Raw genomic sequence first — 20,527 nt, forward strand, 5'->3', positions numbered from 1 at the left:
ATGCTCGTGTCCGCTTGCCGCACGATTGCATTGTGCGCAGGTGCATTTGCCGACAAACTTTTGAGACTCCCGTCGCGTCGGCTCCCCCAAACGGTCGGCGACACTAACCGCTCTTTTGCCGGAGACGTGGATGCGCTTGTACGCAGGGTTGTCGCGCGTGTTTCCCCGCTCCTTCAGCGCCAAGCTGCTGGCGGTGACCTTTGTCGGCATCCACCTGCCGTTGCTGTTGTTGATCGCCTGGCTGGCCGCGCAGAGCGAGTTGAGCGGGCGCCCGCTGTGGTCAGTGGTGATCGTGGCGCTGCTGGCCACGCTGGCTGGCACCGCGGCGACCCTGTCGGCGCTGTATCGCCTGGTCGCACCGCTGCGCATCGCCGCCGACGCACTGGATGCGTATTACGCCGATCAACGTCTGCCCAGCCTGCCCGAACAGGGCGACGACGAACTGGGGCGGTTGCTGCGTGGCATCAATCGCAGCCTGCGCGGCATCGATGCCGGCATGCGCGATCTGAAGAAGCACGCCTTGTTCGACCCGCTGACCGAGGCCTTGAACCGGCGCGGCTGCGAACAGGCGATGCGCGATTCGGTCAGCGCCGCGCAGCGCGAAGGCTGGCCGTTCGTGCTGTTCGTGCTGGACATGGACAACCTCAAGCCGATCAACGACCGCTTCGGCCATCTGGCCGGCGATCGCGTGCTGGTGCGGCTGGTGGAATCGGCCTACGGCTGGCTGGGCGCGCAGGACTGGATCGGGCGCTGGGGCGGCGACGAATTCCTGATCGGCGTGTATGCCAGCGAGGACGACGCCACGCTCAAGCTCAATCAATGGCTGTCGATGCTCGAACGCGAGGATGCCGACGAGGCGCCGCTGCATGTGAGCGCCGGCAGCGCGGTATGCGAGCGTGGCCTGGATGCCACCGAGCTGTATCGCCGCGCCGATGCGGCGATGTATCGCGCCAAGTTCTCCGGCGGCCGGCGGCTGGTGCGCGACGGGCATGACAGCCCGCGCAGCCATCCGGTGCTCTAGGCGATCCGGCAATCACCTTGTGGCCGGACCATCGTCGGGTGCACGCTGCGCATGGCGGCATGCGTCAGACCATCACTGCGGGTGCTGCGTAAGGTTCGCGCCGATCCGGCCAGCGACATGCACGGCGTCCTCTGCTGGCGTGGGTTGAGCGGCCGGCAAGCGCTCGCCATCGGCCGCACGGGCAGGCAACCGCCCGGGGCAGTAAAATACCCAATTCCCTCGCTGCGGTGCCGTCGATGCGCTTCCCGTTCCTGTCGCTGTCCCTGGCCGTGTCCATCGCGCTGGCCGGCTGTTCCAACGAGTCCACGCCGCCGGCCGCCAGCACCGCCGCGCCGGCCACCACTGCCAAGGCCCCCGTGAAAGCAGATGCCCGCAACCACGACGAAAGCTCCTACGCCCAGCCGCAGCTGGTGGTCATCAAGGATCTGGCGCTGGACCTGAAGCTGGATTTCGACGCCAAGCAGATCGGCGGCACCGCCACCTACACGCTGGAGTGGAAGGACAAGGCCGCCAGGCAGCTGGTGCTGGACACGCGCGAGCTGAGCATCGCGCAGGTGCAGGCCGACGATGGCAAGGGCACGCTGGCGCCGCTGCAGTTCGCGCTGGCGCCGGCCGACAAGACCTTCGGCAGCAAGCTCACCATCGAAGCGCCGAATCAGCCGGCCAAGCTCGTGATCACCTATCACACCGCGCCGACCGCCTCGGGCCTGCAGTGGCTGGAGCCGTCGATGACCGAAGGCAAGCAGCTGCCTTTCATGTTCAGCCAGTCGCAGGCGATCCACGCGCGCAGCTGGGTGCCGTTGCAGGACACCCCGAGCGTGCGCTTCACCTACAGCGCGCATGTGACCTCGCGCCCGGACGTGATGGTGCTGATGAGCGCCGACAACGACCCCAAGGCCGCGCGCGACGGCGACTACAGCTTCAAGATGCCCGAACCGATTCCCTCGTATCTGCTGGCGATTGCTGCAGGCGATGTGGTGTTCAAGCCGATTTCCGCGCGCTCGGGCGTGTGGGCCGAGCCGGCCATGGCCGACAAGGCCGCCAGGGAATTCGAAGACACCGAAAAGATGATCGGTGCGGCCGAAAAACTGTATGGCCCGTATCGCTGGGGCCGTTACGACATGCTGGTGCTGCCGCCGTCGTTCCCGTTCGGCGGCATGGAGAATCCGCGCCTGACCTTCGCCACGCCCACCGTGATCGTCGGCGACAAGTCGCTGGTCTCGCTGGTCGCGCACGAACTGGCGCATAGCTGGTCGGGCAATCTGGTGACCAATGCCAGCTGGAAGGACATCTGGCTCAACGAAGGCTTCACCACCTACGTGCAGGCCCGCATCACCGAGGCGCTGTATGGCGCGGAGATGGCCGAGATGGAGCGCGAGATCGACCAGGGCGACCTGCTGGCCGAAGTGAAGGGCATGGCGCCGGCCGACCAGTCGCTGGCGCTGCCGCCGCTGGCCGAGCGAGACCCCGACGAGGCCCTGAGCCAGGTGGCCTATGTCAAGGGCGCGTGGTTCCTGCAGTTCCTGGAGCAGCGCTTCGGCCGCGAGGTGTTCGACCCGTTCCTGCGCGGCTGGTTCGACGATCACGCCTTCCAGAGCGCCACCACCGACCAGTTCGTCGATTACCTCAGCAAGAACCTGCTGGACAAGCATCCCAACACGGTCAGCGCGGCCGAGGTGGATGCGTGGCTGAAGCAGCCGGGCATCCCGGCCTTCGCCGCCAAGGCACGCTCGCGCAGCTTTTCGATCGTGGACACCGCGCGCATTGCCTGGAGCGGCAGCGGCACGCTGCCGAGCAAGCAGGTCACCGGCGAATGGGGCACGCAGGAATGGGTGCACTTCCTCAGCGGCATGGGCGCCACGCTCAAGCCCGAGCAGCTCAAGCAGCTGGATGAGGCCTACCACTTCACCGGCACCCCGAACGGCGAAATCGCCATGCGCTGGTATCCGCTGGCGATCCGCAGCGGCTACACCGATGCGCGCCCCGCTGCAGGCGAGTTCATCGAACGCGTCGGCCGCCGCAAGCTGGTGCTGCCAATCTACGCCGAGTTGTTGAAGACCCCGGACGGCATCGCGTTCGCCGAGCAGGCCTTCGAAAAGGCCAGGCCCAGCTACCACCCGATCACCACCGCCTCGGTGGCCGAGATGATCGCCAAGGCCAAGGCGGCACCGCCGGTGCAGCCGCAGCCGTAATGGCAGGGGAGGGCGTCGCAGACGCCCTCCGTCGCTTCCATCGCCGCATCGTGCCTGCAACCACCATCGTAGGAGCGCACCCGGGCGCGACAGGGCTTTCCCGGTGAACCCCCGTCGCGCCCGGGTGCGCTCCTACGCTGTGTGGCCTTCTGATCGCGGCTGTNGTCGCTTCCATCGCCGCATCGTGCCTGCAACCACCATCGTAGGAGCGCACCCGGGCGCGACAGGGCTTTCCCGGTGAACCCCCCGTCGCGCCCGGGTGCGCTCCTACGCTGTGTGGCCTTCTGATCGCGGCTGTCGTGGGCGGGCTGGTATCGGTGGCCGAGATGATCGCCAAGGCCAAGGCGGCACCGCTGGCGCAGCCGCAGCCGTAATGGCAGGGGAGGGCGTCGCAGACGCCCTCCGTCGCTTCCATCGCCGCATCGTGCCTGCAACCACCATCGTAGGAGCGCACCCGGGCGCGACAGGGCTTTCCCGGTGAACCCCCCGTCGCGCCCGGGTGCGCTCCTACGGTGTGCGGCGGTTGATCGCGGGTCATGCGGGCAGGCTGGTGCCGTTGCCGTTGCCGTCCATGCCTTCCGGACGCGACGATGCAGTCCCGCCGTGGTGCATGCTCGCCCGCCACTTCCATCGCCGCATCGTGCCTCCGCAATCATTGCCGTAGGAGCGTACCTGGGCGCGACGTGGCTTTACCGGGAATGCTCCATCGCGCCCGGGTGCGCTCCTACGGTGTGCGGCCTTCTGATCGCGGCTGTCGTGGGCGGGCTGGTATCGTTGCCGTTGAATTCGCCCCGGAGTCGACGATGAAGTATCTGCTGAGCGCGGCCTTGTGCGTGGCTGCAGTGAGTGGCTGTACCGATCGCGAGGCGCAGCGTCAGGCGCAGGCAAGCGCGCAGGCGCAGGCCAAGCAACAACAGGCCGATGCACTCGCCAAGCACTACGACGAGGCGGTGAAGGATGGTAACTGGGACATGGCACGCGCGCATGGCGCCGCACTGCTGGAAGGCTACGCCGGCACCGCGGCGGCCACACGCATCGAATCCGGTTATGCCGACATCAAGGCCAAGGGCGACCAGGCGCGCGAACTGCGCCGCATGCAGGCGTTGTGGCAGTACTCGCAGGTGCCGGCCAAGGGCGGCACGCAGCGCTCGGCGATGATCGATGCCAGGAGCCGCGTGGATGTCGACGGCAGCGGCCCCAAGCCGGTGAGCCTGGTGTTCCGCGATCACCCGCAGTGGAAGCGTCACAGCTATCTCGTGCTCAAGGCCGGCGACTTCAATTGCTATGGCGGCTGCAAGGTGCAGGTCTCGGCCGATGGTGGCGCACCACGCCCGATGGCCGCGCACCGCCCCGACACCGATGAAGCGATCGCGATGTTCATCGACGACGACAAGGCGCTGTGGAAGCTGGTGCGCAACGCCAAGCGCATCAGCATCGCGTTCCCGGTGAAAGCCGGCGGCACGCGCACCGCAGAGTTCGACGTGGGCGGCCTGGACACCACCCAGATGCCCGGCTGGAAGTAGGCGCACCGCCCTTGCACGGCACCAGCTGCGCAGCCGGCGTACGGCATCGGCATGAGGTGCCGGTCCATTCGGGTGAGTGCGCGATGTGCGTTCCCTGGCGGCTTGCGGCGTTGCCTCAACCATCTCTGGAGTCTCCTCACGGATGGACGCCATGGCCATTACACAGCTTTCTCCCGCGTTGTCCGGTTACCGCCATTGGGTGTTCGACATGGACGGCACGCTGACCGAAGCGGTGCATGATTTCGCCTTGATCCGACGCGCGTTGGAGATCCCGCCCGAGGCGGACATCCTGCACCACCTGGCATCGCTGCCGGCCGAGCAGGCCGCAGCCAAGCACGCCTGGTTGCTCGCGCACGAGCGTGAACTCGCACAGGCCGCACAGCCTGCACCCGGTGCAGTGGCCCTGGTGCGTGCATTGCAGGCAGCCGGATGCCGGCTCGGCATGCTCACCCGCAATGCGCGCGCATTGGCGCAGGTGACATTGCAGGCGATCGGCCTGCACGATGCATTCGCCTGGGACGACATCGTCGGCCGCGATGAAGCCGCCCCCAAACCCGCACCCGATGGCCTGCAGTATTTTGCGCAACGCTGGGCGGTGGACGGCGCAGCACTGGTCATGGTCGGCGATCACCATAACGACCTGGCCTGCGGTCGTGCAGCCAGTGCCTGCACCGTGCTGGTCAACACACCCGGCGATCCATGGCCCGGCCTTGCCGACTGGCGGTTGCAGGATTGCACGCAGTTGCTGGCGCACTGGAACCGCTAGCGTGAGGTTTGGCGAGTAGGCCAGGCATGCGAAGCATGGAGTGCGATGCGTGGCTGGCGCGTATCGTTGGATGACGATGACGATCAGGACACCGTCATCGCCTTGGAAGTGACATGTGCTCGAAAGGGCGTGGACGCTGCTGAATCCTGCAACGCGCCATCAGCAAGCCAGACATCACACGGCTGGCTGCGCCGTACCCTCATCCGCCCTTCGGGCACCTTCTCCCGATGGGAGAAGGGAAACGCGGCAGCACCCCGTTCGACGACGTAGCTGGCCTTCGGTGAGGTGTTGCCTTGCGCGAGCCACAGCAAGCGATGTCGCCTCGAGCCTGCAAGGTGCGCAGCACTGACCGACAGGCAGGCCCACACCCGCTGCACCATCCATGTCACAGCACGCCCGGCGCAAACTGTGCCAGAACCGTGACAGTGCGCCTTGCGCAAGTCACTGCCGTCGCGACAAACCCTGCTGCTCCAGCATGGTGCATCGCATCAGCGCGCTGGCATGGCGTTTGCTCTCCTCCCCTCGACGTTTCCGACGTCCGCGGTGCAACTGGCGGGTGCAACGCCTGCGCTGCGGGATGTTTCAACCGACTGGTTGTTCAATCGAGAGGGGTAGACGCATATGCACCAATCTTCCTGTCGCAGCCTGCGCAGCAGTGTGCTGCTCATGCTTGCGCTGAGCGCCGCGTTGGCCGGCTGCAAGAAAGACGCCGCCACGGAAACGACGACAACGCCCGCACCGGCCGCCAAACCCGCCGCGCCGGCGGCCGCCGCCGTGGTCGATACCGACAGCGAGTTCACTACCAATGCCAGCAACCCGGACAACTGGGGCGGCGTGGGGCGCGACTTCGCACTCACCCGGCATAGCCCATTGGCCGAGATCAATCGCGACAACGTCAAGAACCTGAAGATGTCATGGGAAATGAAGACCGATGCCACGCGCGGCCACGAGGGCCAGCCGCTGGTGATCGGCACCGTGATGTACATGGTCAGCGCGTATCCGAACAACGTGTTCGCCATCGACCTGGCAGCGCAGGACGACGGCGGCAAGGTGTTGTGGAAGTACACCCCGCAGCAGGACGAACGCTCGGTGGCGGTGGCGTGCTGCGATACGGTGAACCGCGGCGCCTCGTATGCCGACGGCAAGCTGGTGTTCGGCAGCCTCAGCGGCGATGTGATCGCGCTCGATGCCAAGACCGGCAAGGAAGTGTGGAAGCAGAAACTCGCGCACCCGGACAAGGGCGAAACAATCACCATGGCGCCGATCATCGCCGACGGCAAGGTTGTCGCCGGCATCAGCGGCAACGAGTTCGGCGTGCTCGGTCGCGTGGCGGCCTACAACCTGTCCGATGGCAAGCAGGCCTGGTCCTGCGATGCGGCCGGCACCGACAAGGCGATCTGCCTGGGCCCGGATTTCAACAAGGCCAATCCGCAGCATGGCCAGCTCGGCGACCTGGGCGTCAAGACCTTCCCCAACGAGGAATGGAAGCGCGGTGGCGGCGCGGCCTGGGGCTGGTACAGCTACGACCCGAAGTTGAAGCTGGTGTACTACGGCACCGGCAATCCCGGCCTGTGGAGCCCGTCGTATCGCTGCGGCAAGACCTCGCAGGAGGAATGCAACAACGGCGAGCATGACAACAAGTGGTCGATGACCCTGTTCGCCCGCAAGATCGATACCGGCGAAGCGGTGTGGGGCTACCAGAAGACCCCGTTCGACCAGTGGGATTACGACGGCATCAACGAGCCGATCCTGGTCGACCTGACCATCGATGGCAAGCAGGTTCCGTCGGTGGTGCAGTTCGACCGCAATGGGTTTGCCTACGTGCTCGATCGTCGCGATGGCACGCTGCTGCGCGCGCACAAGTTCGTGCCGGCCAACTGGGCCGAACGCATCGACATGAAGACCGGCCGCCCGGTCAAGGTGGCAGCGCATTCGCCGCTGGAGCGCGGCAAGAAGGTGCAGGCATTCCCGTCGGCGATGGGTGGCAAGGACCAGCAGCCGTGCTCGGTGGATCCGGCCAATGCGGCGGTGTTCTTCTGCGGCACCAACAACTGGCACATGGAGCTGGAACCGCAGGAACGCGGCAACACCATGATGGGTCTGCCGTACGTGTTCGCCAACGTGATGATGAAGCCCAACGAGCCCGGCGCGCTGGGCATCGTCAAGGCCTTCGACGTGGTGGAAGGCAAGTCCAAGTGGGAGATCAAGGAGAAGTTCCCGGTGTGGAGCGGCACCCTGGTCACCGACGGCGGGCTGGTGTTCTACGGCACGCTGGATGGCTGGTTCCGCGCGGTGGACAAGGACACCGGCAAGAAGCTGTGGGAGATGAAACTGCCCTCCGGCATCATCGGCAACCCGATCGCCTACAAGGCCAATGGGCACCAGTACGTGGCGGTGTTCTCCGGTATCGGTGGCTGGATCGGCCTGCCGGTGGCCGCAGGCCTGGATCCGTCCGATCCGTATGGCGCGCTGGGTGCGGCCGGGCTGGCATTCGGTGCGGGCTTCGACAAGATCCCGCTCGGCGGCATGGTCCACAGCTTCCGTATCGACGGCGCCGGCAAGACCGTGACCGCCAGTGCCACCGCCACGGCGGCCGCCGGCGGCGGCACCGCCAATGCAGCAGCGAAGACGGCACGATGACATCCACGCAAGGCGTTGGACGCGCGTACCGGCAGTTCGCTGCCGGTGCGCGTGGCATGCACCGGCAGCTGTGTCGGCTGCTGGTGCTTTGCAGCCTCGGACTCGTCGCCGCAGGCTGCATCCGCGAGCCGTCTTCACCGGCGGCTCGCGCTTCTCATTTCGATGCGGCGCCCACTGCGTCGCCTGCATCCACCGCCGCGCCGGCAACCACGCCTTCGGCGGCATCCGCGCCGCCACCTGCGCCAGATCCGCACGTCCTGCGCGTGTGCGCAGACCCGGGCAACATGCCGTTGTCCAACAAGGCCGGCGAAGGCTTCCAGAACAAGATCGCGCAAGTGGTTGCCGATGCCATGGGCCGGCGCCTGCAATACGAGTGGCGCACCTATTACCAGCGCGGGCTGGCACGCAGCACCATTACTGCCGGCCGCTGCGATGTGCTGATGGACCTCAACAGCGATTTCGAGCAGGGCCTGACCACGCGCCCGCTGTATCGCTCGGCCTATGTGCTGGTGACGCGCAAGGGCCTGGACCTGGTGCCGACATCGCTGGACGATCCGGCGCTGAAAAAACTGCGGCTGGGCGTGTTCCAAAGCTCGCCTGCACGCCAGGCCCTGTACGAGCACGGCATCAGCGGCGAGGTGCAATACCTGTTCTACGACTCGGCCACTGCGCCGGAAGAACATCCCGGCAAGCTGGTCGAACGGGTCGCCGCCAACGAGCTGGATGCGGCCGAATCCTGGGGGCCGGTGGCCGGGTATTACGCGCAGCGCAGCGGTCTGGGTCTGGTGCCCTTGAACACCATCGACGATGCGGTGCTGGAGTATTCGATGGCGTGGGCGGTGTCGCGCAAGAATGCCGACCTGCGCGATGCGTTGAACACGGCGTTGCAGCAGAGCGCGGCCAAGATCGCGGAAATCCTGCGCAGTTATCACGTGCCGCTGGTGCGCTGTGGCGACTGCGTGGTGGCCGGCGAGCTGGCATCGCATGGGCCGTATGTCATGCCCACACCTGCCTCCACTGCGCCCAGCCCGGCGGCCTCATCGCAGGAGTTGGCGCAGCTGCAATTACGCATCGCCGACGGTGCCAACCCGAACCAGGAGCTGGCGCATGCGCTGGATGCCGGCGACGCGGTGCGTGCGGCATGGCTGCTGCGGCATGGCGCCGACGCCAATCGTCCCAACCTGCTCGGCGAGCCGCCGCTGCATCAGGCCATCCGCAATCAGGAGCCGGATCTGGTCGGCCTGCTGCTGGATGCCGGCGCACGCCTGGATGCCCACGATACCGGCGGCTGGACCGCGCTGATGAAAGCTGCATGGGCCAATGATGCGGACAGCGTCGGCAGGCTGCTGGCCCGGCGCGCGCCGGTGGATACCGTCTCCAGCGATGGCTGGAGCGCACTGGAGCTTGCGGTGTCGTATGCCGATGTCGCGGTGGTGCAGGCGCTGCTGGACAAGGGCGCGAATGTGCGGCGCGCCAATCCCACCGGATTCACCCCGGTGATGTTTGCCGTGGCACGCGACGACTCGGCCATTCTCGATGCGGTGCTCGCACGCGGCGCGGAGGTCGGCCACGCCAACCAGGCTGGTGTCACTGCGCTGATGCTGGCCGCAGCGGCCGGGCGCGAAGCGGTCGCCAAACGGTTGCTGGCCGCAGGCGCCGACCCGGCTGCGCGCAACCGCGACGGCAAGACGGCCGCAGACCTGGCGCAGGCACGTGGCGACGCCGCACTGGCCACGCTGCTCACCGCGGCCCAGCGCCCCTCCCGGCAATGACCGTGTCACCCGCCGCGCGCACGGGGTGCGCGGTGCTCCCTCCGATCAGAAAGGTTCGTGCATGCGCAAGTCCACCGTGGGTTGTTTCGATCGTTCCATGCGCGCACCGCTGTGCGCGGTGATGCTCAGCGTCGTGCTGGCCGCCTGCGGCAAGGGCGCACCGCCGCCTGCGCCCGCGCCCGAGGCGGCCACCGCACCGGCTGCCCGCCCGCCGGCGCCGGCCACCGCACCGGCTGCCCGCCCGCCGGCGCCGGCCACCGGTACTGCCGCGCCCGCGCCTGCAGCGGCGAGCGCCGCGGTGCCCAACCCGGCCGCCGGGCCTGCGCCGGATCCGGCTACCCCGCCTGTTGCACCTGCCACTGTGGTGCCGATCCCGAAGGGGCCGGAGGTCAAGGTCACTCCCGAGCTGATCGCCGAGGGCAAGAAGATCTATTTCTCGGCCGGCTGCAATGCCTGCCATGGCGGCACCGGTGGCGGCGGCATGTGCCCGCCGTTGACCAACGACATCTGGGTCTATGGCAGCGACGATGACAGCTTGCGCACGCTGATCAACGAAGGCACCGCCGCGATGATCACCCACGGCAAGACCCGGATCGGGCATGAAAAGGTGGTCGGGCAGATGCCGCCGTTCGCGCCGGTGCTCAAGCCGGGCGATACCGAGAAGTTGCTCGCCTTCATCCACTCGATCAACAAGACCGCGGGCAAGGCGCAATGAGGCCAGCGCCATCCGGTTGGCGGTGCATCCTTGCGGCAACGACGCTGGGCGTGTTGCTGGCCTTGGCCGGTTGCCGGCGCGATGCCGAGCCGCCGGCGTCCAGCGAGGCGCCGGCGACAGCGACGCCTGCAACGCCCGCTGCAGCACCGCTGCCCGCAACGCCGCCGGTATTTGCCTATGTGCCCAACCAGCGCAGCGGCACGGTATCGGTGATTGATACGCACACCGACACGGTGGTGCGTACGCTCGGTGCGCAGGGGCAGCTGGGCAAGCGCCTGCAGCAGGTATTGCCGGGCGCGCACGGGCGCCTGTACCTGATCGATGCCGAGCATCACCGCCTGATCGAACTGGATACCGACAAGGACGCGGTGCTGCGCAGCGTGGAGATCGGCGAGAACGCCGAAGGCATCGCGCTGGCGCCGGACGGCAAGCAGTTTGCGGTGTGCGTGGAAGGCCAGAACCAGGTGATGTTGATCGATGCGGCGCAGTTCCGCGTGCAGCAGGTGATCGCCACGCGCGGACAGGCGCCCGAGCACTGCGCCTACACGCCGGACGGGCAGTGGCTGCTCACCAGCAACGAGGGCTCCAACGACATGGACATGATCGAGCTGGCCACCGGTCGCTCGCGTGGCGTGGTCGCCACCAGCGGCCATCCGCGCGGCATGGCGTTTGCACCCGACGGGCACAGCGTCTACATCGCGCAGGAAACCGCCAACGTGGTCGACGTGATCGACCTGCAGACGCGCCAACGCCGCGCCAGCCTGCCTGCCGGCGTGCGCACGGCGGGCGTGGCGTTGTCGGCCGATGGCACGCGGCTGTATGCGTCCAACGGCGGTGCCGGCACGCTCAGCGTGATCGATACCAACACTGCGCGCAGTCTCGCCGAGATCGCGGTGGGGCTGCGGCCGTGGAACCCGGCGCTGACCCCGGCCGGCGACAAACTGTATGTCGCCAACGGGCGCTCGAACACGGTGAGCGTGATCGACACCGTCGCGTTGCGCGAGATCAAACAGATCCCCGTCGGCGAATTGCCGTGGGGCGTGGTCATCGCGCGCTGAGCGGCGACCATGCCGCTCAGCGCCAGGGAGGCCGGATGAAGACACGCGCTGCGGTGGCATGGGGTCCGCGCCAGCCGCTGACCATCGAAGAGGTGGACCTGCAGCCGCCGCGGCCCGGCGAGGTGCTGGTGCGCCTGGTCGCCACCGGCATCTGCCATGGCGATGCGCATGTACTGGCACACGGGCAGGCGGGCAGCTTTCCGGTGATCCTGGGGCAGGAGGGTGCCGGCGTCGTCGAAGCGGTCGGCATCGGCGTCACCAGCGTGCAGCCCGGCGATCACGTCATCCCGCTGTACATGCCCGAATGCGGCGTGTGCAAGTTCTGCCGCTCCGGCCGCACCAACCTGTGCCAGGCGATCCGCAGCAGCCAGGAGCGCGGGCTGATGCCCGATGGCAGCAGCCGCTTCTCGTTGCATGGGCGGCCGATCCTGCACCACATGGGCACCAGTACGTTTTCCGAATACACCGTGGTGCCGGAGATCGCGGTCGCGCGAATCCAGCCGGAGGCAGCGCTGGATCAGGTCTGCCTGCTCGGCTGCACGGTCACCACCGGCGTCGGTGCGGTGCTCAACAGCACCCATGTGCGGCCCGGCGACGGCGTGGCGGTGTTCGGCCTGGGCGGCATCGGCCTGTCGGTGGTGCAGGGTGCGGTGCTGGCGCAGGCCGGGCGCATCATCGCGGTGGATATCGACCCGGCCAAGTTCGCGCTGGCGCGCGCCTTGGGCGCCACCGATTGCCTGGATCCGCGCGACTACGGCGCGCCGATCCAGCAGGTGATCGTGGACCTCACCGATGGCGGCGCCGACCACAGCTTCGAATGCGTGGGCGATGTCGGCGCGATGCGCGCGGCACTGGAGTGCTGCCACAAGGGCTGGGGCGAGAGCGTCATCCTTGGCGTGGCCAACGACGCGCAGGAAATCAGCACGCGCCCGTTTCAACTGGTGACCGGGCGGGTGTGGCGCGGCAGCGCCTTCGGCGGCGTGAAAGGGCGCAGCGAATTGCCCGGTTACGTCGCGCGCTATCTGCATGGCGACATCCGGCTGGCGCCGTTGATCACCCGCACGCTGGCGCTGGACGACATCAATCAGGCGCTGGCGGATTTGCGTGCGGCGCGCGGCATCAAATCGATCGTGCTCTACTGAGGGAGACGCCGATGGCAGCAGGCACACGCAGCACAGCGAGATTGCACCATCACGCACGGGCAGGCGCCTGTGCCAGCGTCTTGCTCGCGAGCAGCGCGCTGGCCGTGGCGGCCGAGGCGCCGCAGGTGACCTGGCTGGACCGCATCGAGGTCACCGCCACGCCGATTCCCGGCACCACCATCGACGCGGCGCAACTGCCGTACATGGTGCAATCGGCCACCAACAGCGCGCTGTCGCGCGCGCGCAGCAACAACCTCGGCGATCTGCTGCAGCGGCGCTTCGTCGGCGTGGATGGCAACGACGTGCAGGGCAGTGCGTTCCAGAACGATCTCACCTTCCATGGGTTTCGTGCCTCCGCCTTGCCCGGCGCCTCGCAGGGCGTGTCGGTGTATCTGGATGGCGTGCGTTTCAACGAACCGTTCGCCGATATCGTCAGCTGGGACATGCTGCCCGAGTCGGCAATCGACGCGGTGACCCTGATGCCCGGCTCCAATCCCCTGTTCGGGCCGAACACGCTCGGCGGCGCGGTGGTGCTGTCCACCGCATCGGGCCTCACATCGCCGGGAGTGCAGGGCGAGCTGAGCATCGGCAGCGGTGCGCGCAAGCGGCTGGATGCCAGTTACGGTCTCGCCGGCCAGGACGGCTGGCATGGCTTCGTCGCGGTCACCGGCTTCGACGAAAACGGCTGGCGCGATGCCTCCGAGGGCCGCCTGGGAACCGTGTTCGGCAAGCTCGGCAAGCAGGGCGAGCAGACCGACTGGAGCCTGTCGCTGCTGCACGGGCGCAGCCGCCTGATCGGCAATGGCCTGCTGCCGGATACGCGCTACACCGACGATGGCCCCGAGCCCGGCCCGTATCGCGCCGACCGCCGCGCGGTGTACACCTCGCCCGATCTCACCCGCAATCGTAATACGCTGTTCACCGCGCAACTGGACCATCGTTTCGACGCGGACACCGCATTGCATGCACTGGCCTACGCGCGCGTGGGCCGCCGCGACACCGTCAATGGCGATATCGGCGAGGACTACGAGGAATTCGTCGAAGAATGCGCCTCCGGTTACGCCGCCGACGGCAGCGCGCTGGATGCCGATTGCGATGTCGCGCGCGCCGATGCCGATGCATTGCCCACCGGCGCGCTCAACACCACCCAGATGCGCCAGGAGGCGCAAGGCCTGGCAGTCAACCTGAGCAGGCAATGGGGTGCGCATGCGCTCAGCACCGGCGTGACCTTCGATCGTGGCCATGTGCGCTATCGGCAATTCGCGCGCGACGGCTGGGTGCAGGCGGACCGCTCGGTGGCTGCCGATCCGGATGCCGAGCGCGCGTTCTTTTCCGGCGTGCGCGGCAGCACCAAGACGCTGGGCGTGTTCGTCGCCGACACCTGGGCGCTGGACGCTGCCACCCATCTCAGCGCCGCAGTGCGCTGGAATCGCGTGGTGGTGGACAACATTCTCTCCACCGCCGAGGACGGCGACCGCCCCCGCGAGCGCTTCGTCTATGCCAAGGCCAATCCATCGTTGGGGTTGACCCATCGGCTCGATGCGGGGCTGACGCTGTACGGCTCGGTGGCGCAAAACAGCCGCGCACCGACCGCGATCGAACTGGGCTGCGCCGATCCGACCCAACCGTGTCGATTGCCGACCGGCCTGCAGGCCGACCCGCGCCTGGAGCAGATCGTCTCGCGCACGTACGAGCTCGGCGCGCGCTGGGCGCCGTCGGCCAACAGCAACGCCAGCCTGTCGGTGTACCGCGCCGACAATCGCGACGACATCCTGTTCCTGCGCGCCCCGGACACCCAGCTGGGTTACTTCGACAATGTCGGCCGCACCCGCTACCAGGGCGCGGATCTGGCGCTGCACCTGCGCAGCGGCGACTGGCACTGGTCGGCCGGCTACAGCTTCCTGGATGCGACCTACCGCAGCGATGGCGAGCTGCTGTCCGGCGAGCGCGTGATCGCCTTGCGGCCAGGCCTGCGCATCGCCGCGTTGCCGCGCCACAACCTCAAGCTCGGCGTGGAATGGCAGCGCGATGCGCTGACCCTGGGCGCCGGGGTGCGTGCGGTGGCCGGGCGCGTGGCCAGCGGCAACGAGGATGGCCAGGTCGACAACGCCGACGACGGCGAGCCGGCACCCGAGCGCATCGACATCGGCACCGCCGGCTATGCGCTGGTGGATCTGCAGGCGCGTTGGCAACTGGGCGCACGGCTGTCGTTGTTCGCCCGCATCGACAACGTCTTCAACCGCCGCTACGCGACCTACGCGGCCGTGGCCGAAGACGTGTTCCCCGATGGCGAACTCGCGCGCCCGCAGGAAGCGCCGGTGGAAACCGGCCCGGCAAGGTTCCTCGCGCCGGGCGTGCCGCGGCAGTATCTGATCGGGTTGCGTTGGGCGTTGTGAGTCTGGGGCGGGATTGGGGATTGGGGATTGGGGATTCGTACGGTGCAGGCTCCAGTTGCCGGCAGCGTCATCTGGATGGTGCCGAGCTGCGCTGGTGGAGGGCGCGGTGTCCTCACCGCTCGCGGGACACGCCGTAAACCCATCCCTGGGGGCTCGGTGGCGGCATCCATGCCGCCACACGGTCCCGCAATCGGTGAGGCCACCGCACCAGAGAGTTGGTTGGTGACGTCATTGAAGAACGAAGACACTGCAGCAGACAGTTGATGGTTACTCGGAAGCTTAGATCAAGAGCCGAGTCGGTCGAGCGCGCGGCGCCCTCACCGCGCGCGGGACACGCCGTAAACCCGTCCCTGGGGGCTCGGTGGCGGCATCCATGCCGCCACACGGTCTCGCAAGCGGTGAGGACACCGCACCAGACAGTTGATTGGTTGCCTTGTTTAAAACCATGCACACCGACCATCTCGACAGGTCCTTGCCCGCTCACCGTCGCGGGACCTTACGCGGCATGGATGCCGCGTAAGAGCTTACAGGGACGTACTTGCAGCGTGTCCTGCGATGGTGGGCGGGCAAGGGCCCTGCAGCCAAGCTCCAAATCATCCGCTCCACAATCGCGGCATCGACAAGTGGTGCATGCCGCACCAAACAACAGCGGCACCCACCTGATGGTCAAGAAGTGCTCTTGATAAATCGCTCCAAATACCAGCGCCAAGAACCAGCATGGGCTCTGACGAATCCCCCAATTCCGAATCCCGAATCCCTGCCTCTCAGTTCCCCAATCCCAAATCCCCGCCCCCTCAATCACCCGGTCTCCAGGCCGTGCTTGCGCAGCTTGCGATACAGCGTGTTACGGCTGATGCCCAGGGCATCGGCGGTGCGGCTGACATTCCAGCGGTGGCGTTCGAGTTGTTGCTGCAGCACCAGGCGTTCGGCCTGGTCGAGTGCGACGCGGCCGGGCATGTCGTCGGCGGCCACCGCGCGGCCATCGACCAGGCACGGTGCGCTGCCGGCATCGACGATTTCCTGCGGCAGGTTGGGCAGGCGGATCACCCCGTCGCTGCACAATACCGCCGCCGTGCGCAGCACATTGCGCAACTGGCGCAGGTTGCCCGGCCATGCGTAGCTCAGCAGCTTGTGCATCGCTTCCTCGCTGATGCGCACGCTGTGCTCGCTGGTTTCCTCGCGCAGCAGGGTGCGGATCAGCTCGGCCTTGTCGCTGCGCTCGCGCAGCGGCGGCAGGTGCAGCACCACGCCATTGAGCCGGTAGTACAGGTCCTCGCGAAACTCGCCGGCCGCCACCCGCTGGGCCAGGTCGCGATGGCTGGCGCTGATCACGTGCAGCTCCAGCGGTACCGCGCGTTCGCTGCCCAGCGGGGTGACGCATTGTTCTTCCAGCACGCGCAGCAGGCGGCTCTGCAAGGGCAGCGGCATGTCGCCGATTTCATCCAGGAACAGGGTGCCGCCGCTGGCCTGCAGCAACTTGCCATGGCGGCCTTCGCGCGCGGCATCGGTGAATGCGCCGCGCGCATACCCGAACAATTCGCTCTCGATCAATGCCTCGGGAATCGCCGCGCAGTTGATCGCCACGAACGCGCCGCCGGCCCACGGCGAGCCGCGGTGCACCGCCTTGGCAAATTCCTCCTTGCCGGTACCGGTGTCGCCGCGCAGCAGAATCGACACGCGATGCGCGGCCAGCTTCAAGGCATTGGCCAGGTTGTGGCGCATGCGCGAATCCGAGCCGACATGCTCGCCGGGTTGCAGCTCGGTATCCGGTGCCAGCTGCGCCGGCCCACCCACCGCCGGCAGCGCAGCGCGTGCGCGCGGCGGGCGCACCAGTGCGTAGAACCGCCGCCCATGGCAGGCGCAGCGGATCGACCACAAGGTGCCGGCATCGCTGCCGGCGCGGTGCTCGAGGGTGTCGAAATCCAGCTGCATCACCTGCGCGATGTTGCGGCCCACCAGCTGGCTGCGATCGATCTTGCCCAGTTGCTCCAGTACCGCCTCGTTGACTGCCAGCACGCGGCCATCGGTATCGATCGCGATCAGCGCCTCGTGCAGCAGGCCGGCGAACTCGGGCCGGCTATGGAAGCGCAGGATGAACGCATGGCCGAACTGGTTGAGGAAATGCGAGCGCGAGATCTGCGCCGCCGACATGCTCACCAGGGCCACGGTGTGGCGCTGGATCTGCTTGCCGTCCTGCGCATTGGGAGTGGACGCATCCAGCACCGCCAGCAGCCCGCCATGCGGGTCCAGGATCGGCGCGCCGCTGCACGACAGCGGCAGATGGCGGGTCAGGTAATGTTCGCCGCGGTGCACGCTCACTGCGGTGCGCTCGGCCGCGCAGGTGCCCAGGCCGTTGGTGCCCTGATGACATTCGGCCCAGCTGGCACCGCTGAACAGACCGGCCTGGCGGAATTCGCGCAGCAGGGTGGGGTCGTGCACGCTGTGCAGCACGGTCGCCTCGGCATCGGCAAAGATCACCGCGTAGCCGCTGCCGGCGATCTGCTCGTAGAGGTTTTCCATTTCCACCTTGGCAATGCGCAGCACATCGCCGAGACGTTGCTGGCGCTCGCGCACGTGCAGCGCATCATGCACCAGCGGCTCGGGGACTGCCTCCGGCAGCAATGCGTAATCGTCCAGGCAGCGCCGCCACGAGCGCGACAGCGGTGCGGCAAGCGGCGCAATGTCGCGCAGCCGGCGGATCTGCCGGAGCGCATCCGGTTCGATGTCCGGCAGGGCGATGGACGTGGCGGCGACAACGCTTGGCTCGGACATGGGCCAGCGTTCCTCAGTGGGCGCGAGGTGTCAGTAGAGGCACAGATCGGGCTGATGCTCAAACTGCATTGCAGCAAAGTGCGTTGCAGACGCGCCGCTTTCCTGCGGGAGAGGGGGTGGGATGAGGGGACGGTGCGAAGCCCGGTGCTGTTCAAGCTGCACCAGGCTTCGCCCGTCCCCTCATCCGCCCCTGCGGGGCACCTTCTCCCCCATGAAGGGGGACAATGTCCCGAGGGGAGAAGGGCACAGCGCTGATCAGTGGCTATGCCGCGTCAGAGCGCGTAGCCGAATTGCTGCTTGAACTGGTCGTTGAACTCGGCAAAGTCGAACCGCTGGTTCTGCGTGCCGGGGTGCTCCACCTTCAGCGCGCCCATCAGGTTGCCCATCCGCCCGATCGTCAGCCAGTCGTAGCCGCCCTGGATGCCGTAGATCAGGCCGGCGCGGAAGGCGTCGCCGCAGCCGGTCGGGTCGACCACGCGGCGCTCGTGCGCCGGCGGGATGTCGTAGGTCTTTTCCGGCGTATGCACCAGCGCGCCCTTGGGGCCCTGCGTGGTGATGTAGGCCTGCACGCGCGAGACGATGTCCTTCTCGTCCCAGCCGGTGCGTTCCTGCAGCAGGTTGGATTCGTAGTCGTTGACCACCACGTACTGGGCCTGCTCGATGAACTGGCGCAGCTCCGGGCCGTTGAACAAGGGCATCGCCTGGCCGGGGTCGAAGATGAAGGGGATGCCGGCGGCAGCGAACTCTTCCGCATTCTGGATCATGCCCTCGCGCCCGTCCGGGCCGACCAGGCCCAGGGTCACGCCCGGCACATCCTTCACATGGTTCTCGTAGCTGCGCATCATCGCGCCCGGATGGAAGGCGGTGATCTGGTTGTTGTCGTGGTCGGTGGTGATGAAGGCCTGCGGGGTGAACAGGTCGTCGATGATCTTCACCCGCGACAGGTCGATCCCCAGCGTTTCGAAATGTTCGCGATACGGGCCGAAGTCCTGGCCCACGGTGCCCATCGGGATCGGCGCGCCGCCGAGCAGATGCAGGTTGTAGGCGATGTTGCCGGCGCAACCGCCGAACTCGCGGCGCATGCGCGGGACCAGGAACGACACATTCAGGATGTGCACCTTGTCCGGCAGGATGTGGTTCTTGAACTGGTCCGGAAACACCATGATGGTGTCGTAGGCGAGGGAACCACAGATCAGTGCGGACATCGAGTCAGGCCTTTGCGTTGGGAAATACCCGCCAGTTGCCGGGCATGGCAGCGGGACGGCGCGCGCGCCGCGGCGCAAAGGGTAACGGCTGCGACCGATCAGGGCCACAACCGCATGCCATGCCCGGCGTGACCGGCACATGAAAACGACGCCGCAACGGCCGATTTTTCCTTGCCCGCACCGGGGGGGATTGCTAGGCTAGTGGACTTCGTTTTCTGCCCAAAATTTCGCCAGTCTGGCGGCGGGCACGCGACTTACCCAGGAACAACTCCCTCGATGTTCAAGAAACTCCGCGGCATGTTCTCCAACGACCTGTCCATCGACCTGGGCACGGCCAATACGCTGATCTACGTACGCGGGCAGGGCATCGTACTGAACGAACCGTCGGTGGTGGCGGTGCGTCAGGACCGCGCAATCGGCGGCACGCGCTCGGTGGCCGCGGTCGGCGCCGAGGCCAAGCAGATGCTCGGCCGCACCCCGGGCCACATCACCACGATCCGCCCGATGAAGGACGGCGTCATCGCCGACTTCACCTACACCGAGGCAATGCTGAAGCACTTCATCAAGAAGGTGCACAAGTCGCGCTTCCTGCGCCCGAGCCCGCGCGTGCTGGTGTGCGTGCCGGCCGGTTCCACCCAGGTCGAGCGCCGCGCCATCAAGGAATCGGCCGAAGAAGCCGGTGCGCGCGATGTGTATCTGATCGAGGAACCGATGGCCGCGGCGATCGGTGCCGGCATGCCGGTGACCGAGGCGCGCGGTTCGATGGTCATCGACATCGGCGGCGGCACCACCGAAGTGGCGGTGATCTCGCTCAACGGCATCGTCTACTCGCAGTCGGTGCGCGTGGGCGGCGACCGCTTCGACGAGTCGATCACCAACTACGTGCGCCGCAACCACGGCATGCTGATCGGCGAAGCCACCGCCGAGCGCATCAAGCTGCAGATCGGCTGCGCCTACCCGCAGGACGAGGTGCAGGAGATGGAAATCTCCGGCCGCAATCTTGCCGAAGGCGTGCCGAAGATGATCAAGATCAACTCCAACGAAGTGCTGGAGGCATTGCACGAGCCGCTGTCGGGCATCATCTCGGCGGTCAAGCTGGCGCTGGAACAGACCCCGCCGGAACTGTGTGCCGACGTGGCCGAGCGCGGCATCGTGCTCACCGGCGGCGGCGCACTGCTGCGCGACCTGGACCGCCTGATCTCCGAAGAAACCGGCCTGCACGTGCAGGTCGCCGACGACCCGCTCACCTGCGTGGCCCGCGGCGGCGGGCGTGCGCTGGAGCTGGTGGACATGCACGGCAACGAGTTCTTCGCGCCGGAGTGATG

At 67.3% G+C, this 20,527-nt stretch carries 13 protein-coding genes; 11 read left to right on the forward strand and 2 right to left on the reverse strand.

Annotated features, from left to right (window positions below; translation table 11 throughout):
- Positions 1-130 precede the first annotated feature (130 nt).
- The 10 genes from XarbCFBP7408_RS18670 to XarbCFBP7408_RS18715 all read left to right on the forward strand — a co-directional run bounded on the left by XarbCFBP7408_RS18670 (position 131) and on the right by XarbCFBP7408_RS18715 (position 15,225).
- Positions 131-1,021, forward strand: coding sequence for a GGDEF domain-containing protein (locus tag XarbCFBP7408_RS18670; protein ID WP_181106914.1), 891 nt, complete (start codon positions 131-133; stop codon positions 1,019-1,021).
- A 236-nt stretch (positions 1,022-1,257) separates the two neighbouring features.
- On the forward strand, positions 1,258-3,213 hold the full coding sequence (locus XarbCFBP7408_RS18675) for a M1 family metallopeptidase (RefSeq protein WP_181106912.1): 1,956 nt from the start codon (positions 1,258-1,260) through the stop codon (positions 3,211-3,213).
- Between the two features lie 803 nt (positions 3,214-4,016).
- Positions 4,017-4,736 carry a hypothetical protein gene (locus XarbCFBP7408_RS18680; protein WP_104564235.1) on the forward strand — a complete coding sequence of 240 codons (720 nt, stop codon included), beginning with the start codon at positions 4,017-4,019 and terminating at the stop codon, positions 4,734-4,736.
- Positions 4,737-4,878: 142 nt separating this feature from the next.
- Positions 4,879-5,502 (forward strand): HAD family hydrolase, encoded by a 624-nt coding sequence (locus XarbCFBP7408_RS18685; protein ID WP_181106910.1) that lies wholly within the window; start codon positions 4,879-4,881, stop codon positions 5,500-5,502.
- A 621-nt stretch (positions 5,503-6,123) separates the two neighbouring features.
- Positions 6,124-8,142, forward strand: coding sequence for a methanol/ethanol family PQQ-dependent dehydrogenase (locus XarbCFBP7408_RS18690; protein WP_343125364.1), 2,019 nt, complete (start codon positions 6,124-6,126; stop codon positions 8,140-8,142).
- Complete coding sequence (locus XarbCFBP7408_RS18695) at positions 8,139-9,914, forward strand: quinoprotein dehydrogenase-associated putative ABC transporter substrate-binding protein (protein ID WP_104564237.1); 1,776 nt, start codon at positions 8,139-8,141, stop codon at positions 9,912-9,914. The genes XarbCFBP7408_RS18690 and XarbCFBP7408_RS18695 overlap by 4 nt, the downstream gene beginning before the upstream one ends.
- A 25-nt stretch (positions 9,915-9,939) precedes the next feature.
- A complete protein-coding gene (locus tag XarbCFBP7408_RS18700) occupies positions 9,940-10,629 on the forward strand; it encodes a c-type cytochrome (protein ID WP_181106906.1) in 690 nt (229 codons plus the stop codon).
- Positions 10,626-11,687: a beta-propeller fold lactonase family protein gene (locus tag XarbCFBP7408_RS18705; protein WP_104564239.1), complete on the forward strand. Its 1,062-nt coding sequence runs from the start codon at positions 10,626-10,628 to the stop codon at positions 11,685-11,687. Before XarbCFBP7408_RS18700 ends, XarbCFBP7408_RS18705 begins: the two co-directional genes overlap by 4 nt.
- A 35-nt stretch (positions 11,688-11,722) precedes the next feature.
- Complete coding sequence (locus XarbCFBP7408_RS18710; RefSeq protein ID WP_104564240.1) at positions 11,723-12,829, forward strand: S-(hydroxymethyl)glutathione dehydrogenase/class III alcohol dehydrogenase; 1,107 nt, start codon at positions 11,723-11,725, stop codon at positions 12,827-12,829.
- A gap of 11 nt (positions 12,830-12,840) precedes the next feature.
- Positions 12,841-15,225: a TonB-dependent receptor gene (locus tag XarbCFBP7408_RS18715; protein WP_104564241.1), complete on the forward strand. Its 2,385-nt coding sequence runs from the start codon at positions 12,841-12,843 to the stop codon at positions 15,223-15,225.
- Between the two features lie 798 nt (positions 15,226-16,023).
- On the opposite strand, the gene XarbCFBP7408_RS18730 is transcribed toward XarbCFBP7408_RS18715, so the two are convergent.
- Together XarbCFBP7408_RS18730 and XarbCFBP7408_RS18740 are read right to left on the reverse strand one after the other, a co-directional pair.
- Positions 16,024-17,997 (reverse strand): sigma-54-dependent Fis family transcriptional regulator, encoded by a 1,974-nt coding sequence (locus XarbCFBP7408_RS18730; RefSeq protein WP_104564243.1) that lies wholly within the window; start codon positions 17,995-17,997, stop codon positions 16,024-16,026.
- A 272-nt stretch (positions 17,998-18,269) separates the two neighbouring features.
- Entirely contained in the window at positions 18,270-19,202 is a 933-nt protein-coding gene (locus XarbCFBP7408_RS18740) for a carbohydrate kinase family protein (RefSeq protein ID WP_003482735.1), read from the reverse strand.
- Positions 19,203-19,478: 276 nt separating this feature from the next.
- On the opposite strand from XarbCFBP7408_RS18740, the gene XarbCFBP7408_RS18745 reads away from it, so the two are divergent.
- Entirely contained in the window at positions 19,479-20,525 is a 1,047-nt protein-coding gene (locus tag XarbCFBP7408_RS18745) for a rod shape-determining protein (RefSeq protein WP_006452025.1), read from the forward strand.
- The last annotated feature ends 2 nt before the right edge of the window (positions 20,526-20,527 follow it).

This window comes from Xanthomonas arboricola pv. guizotiae, assembly GCF_002940205.1.
GTDB lineage: Bacteria > Pseudomonadota > Gammaproteobacteria > Xanthomonadales > Xanthomonadaceae > Xanthomonas > Xanthomonas arboricola_C.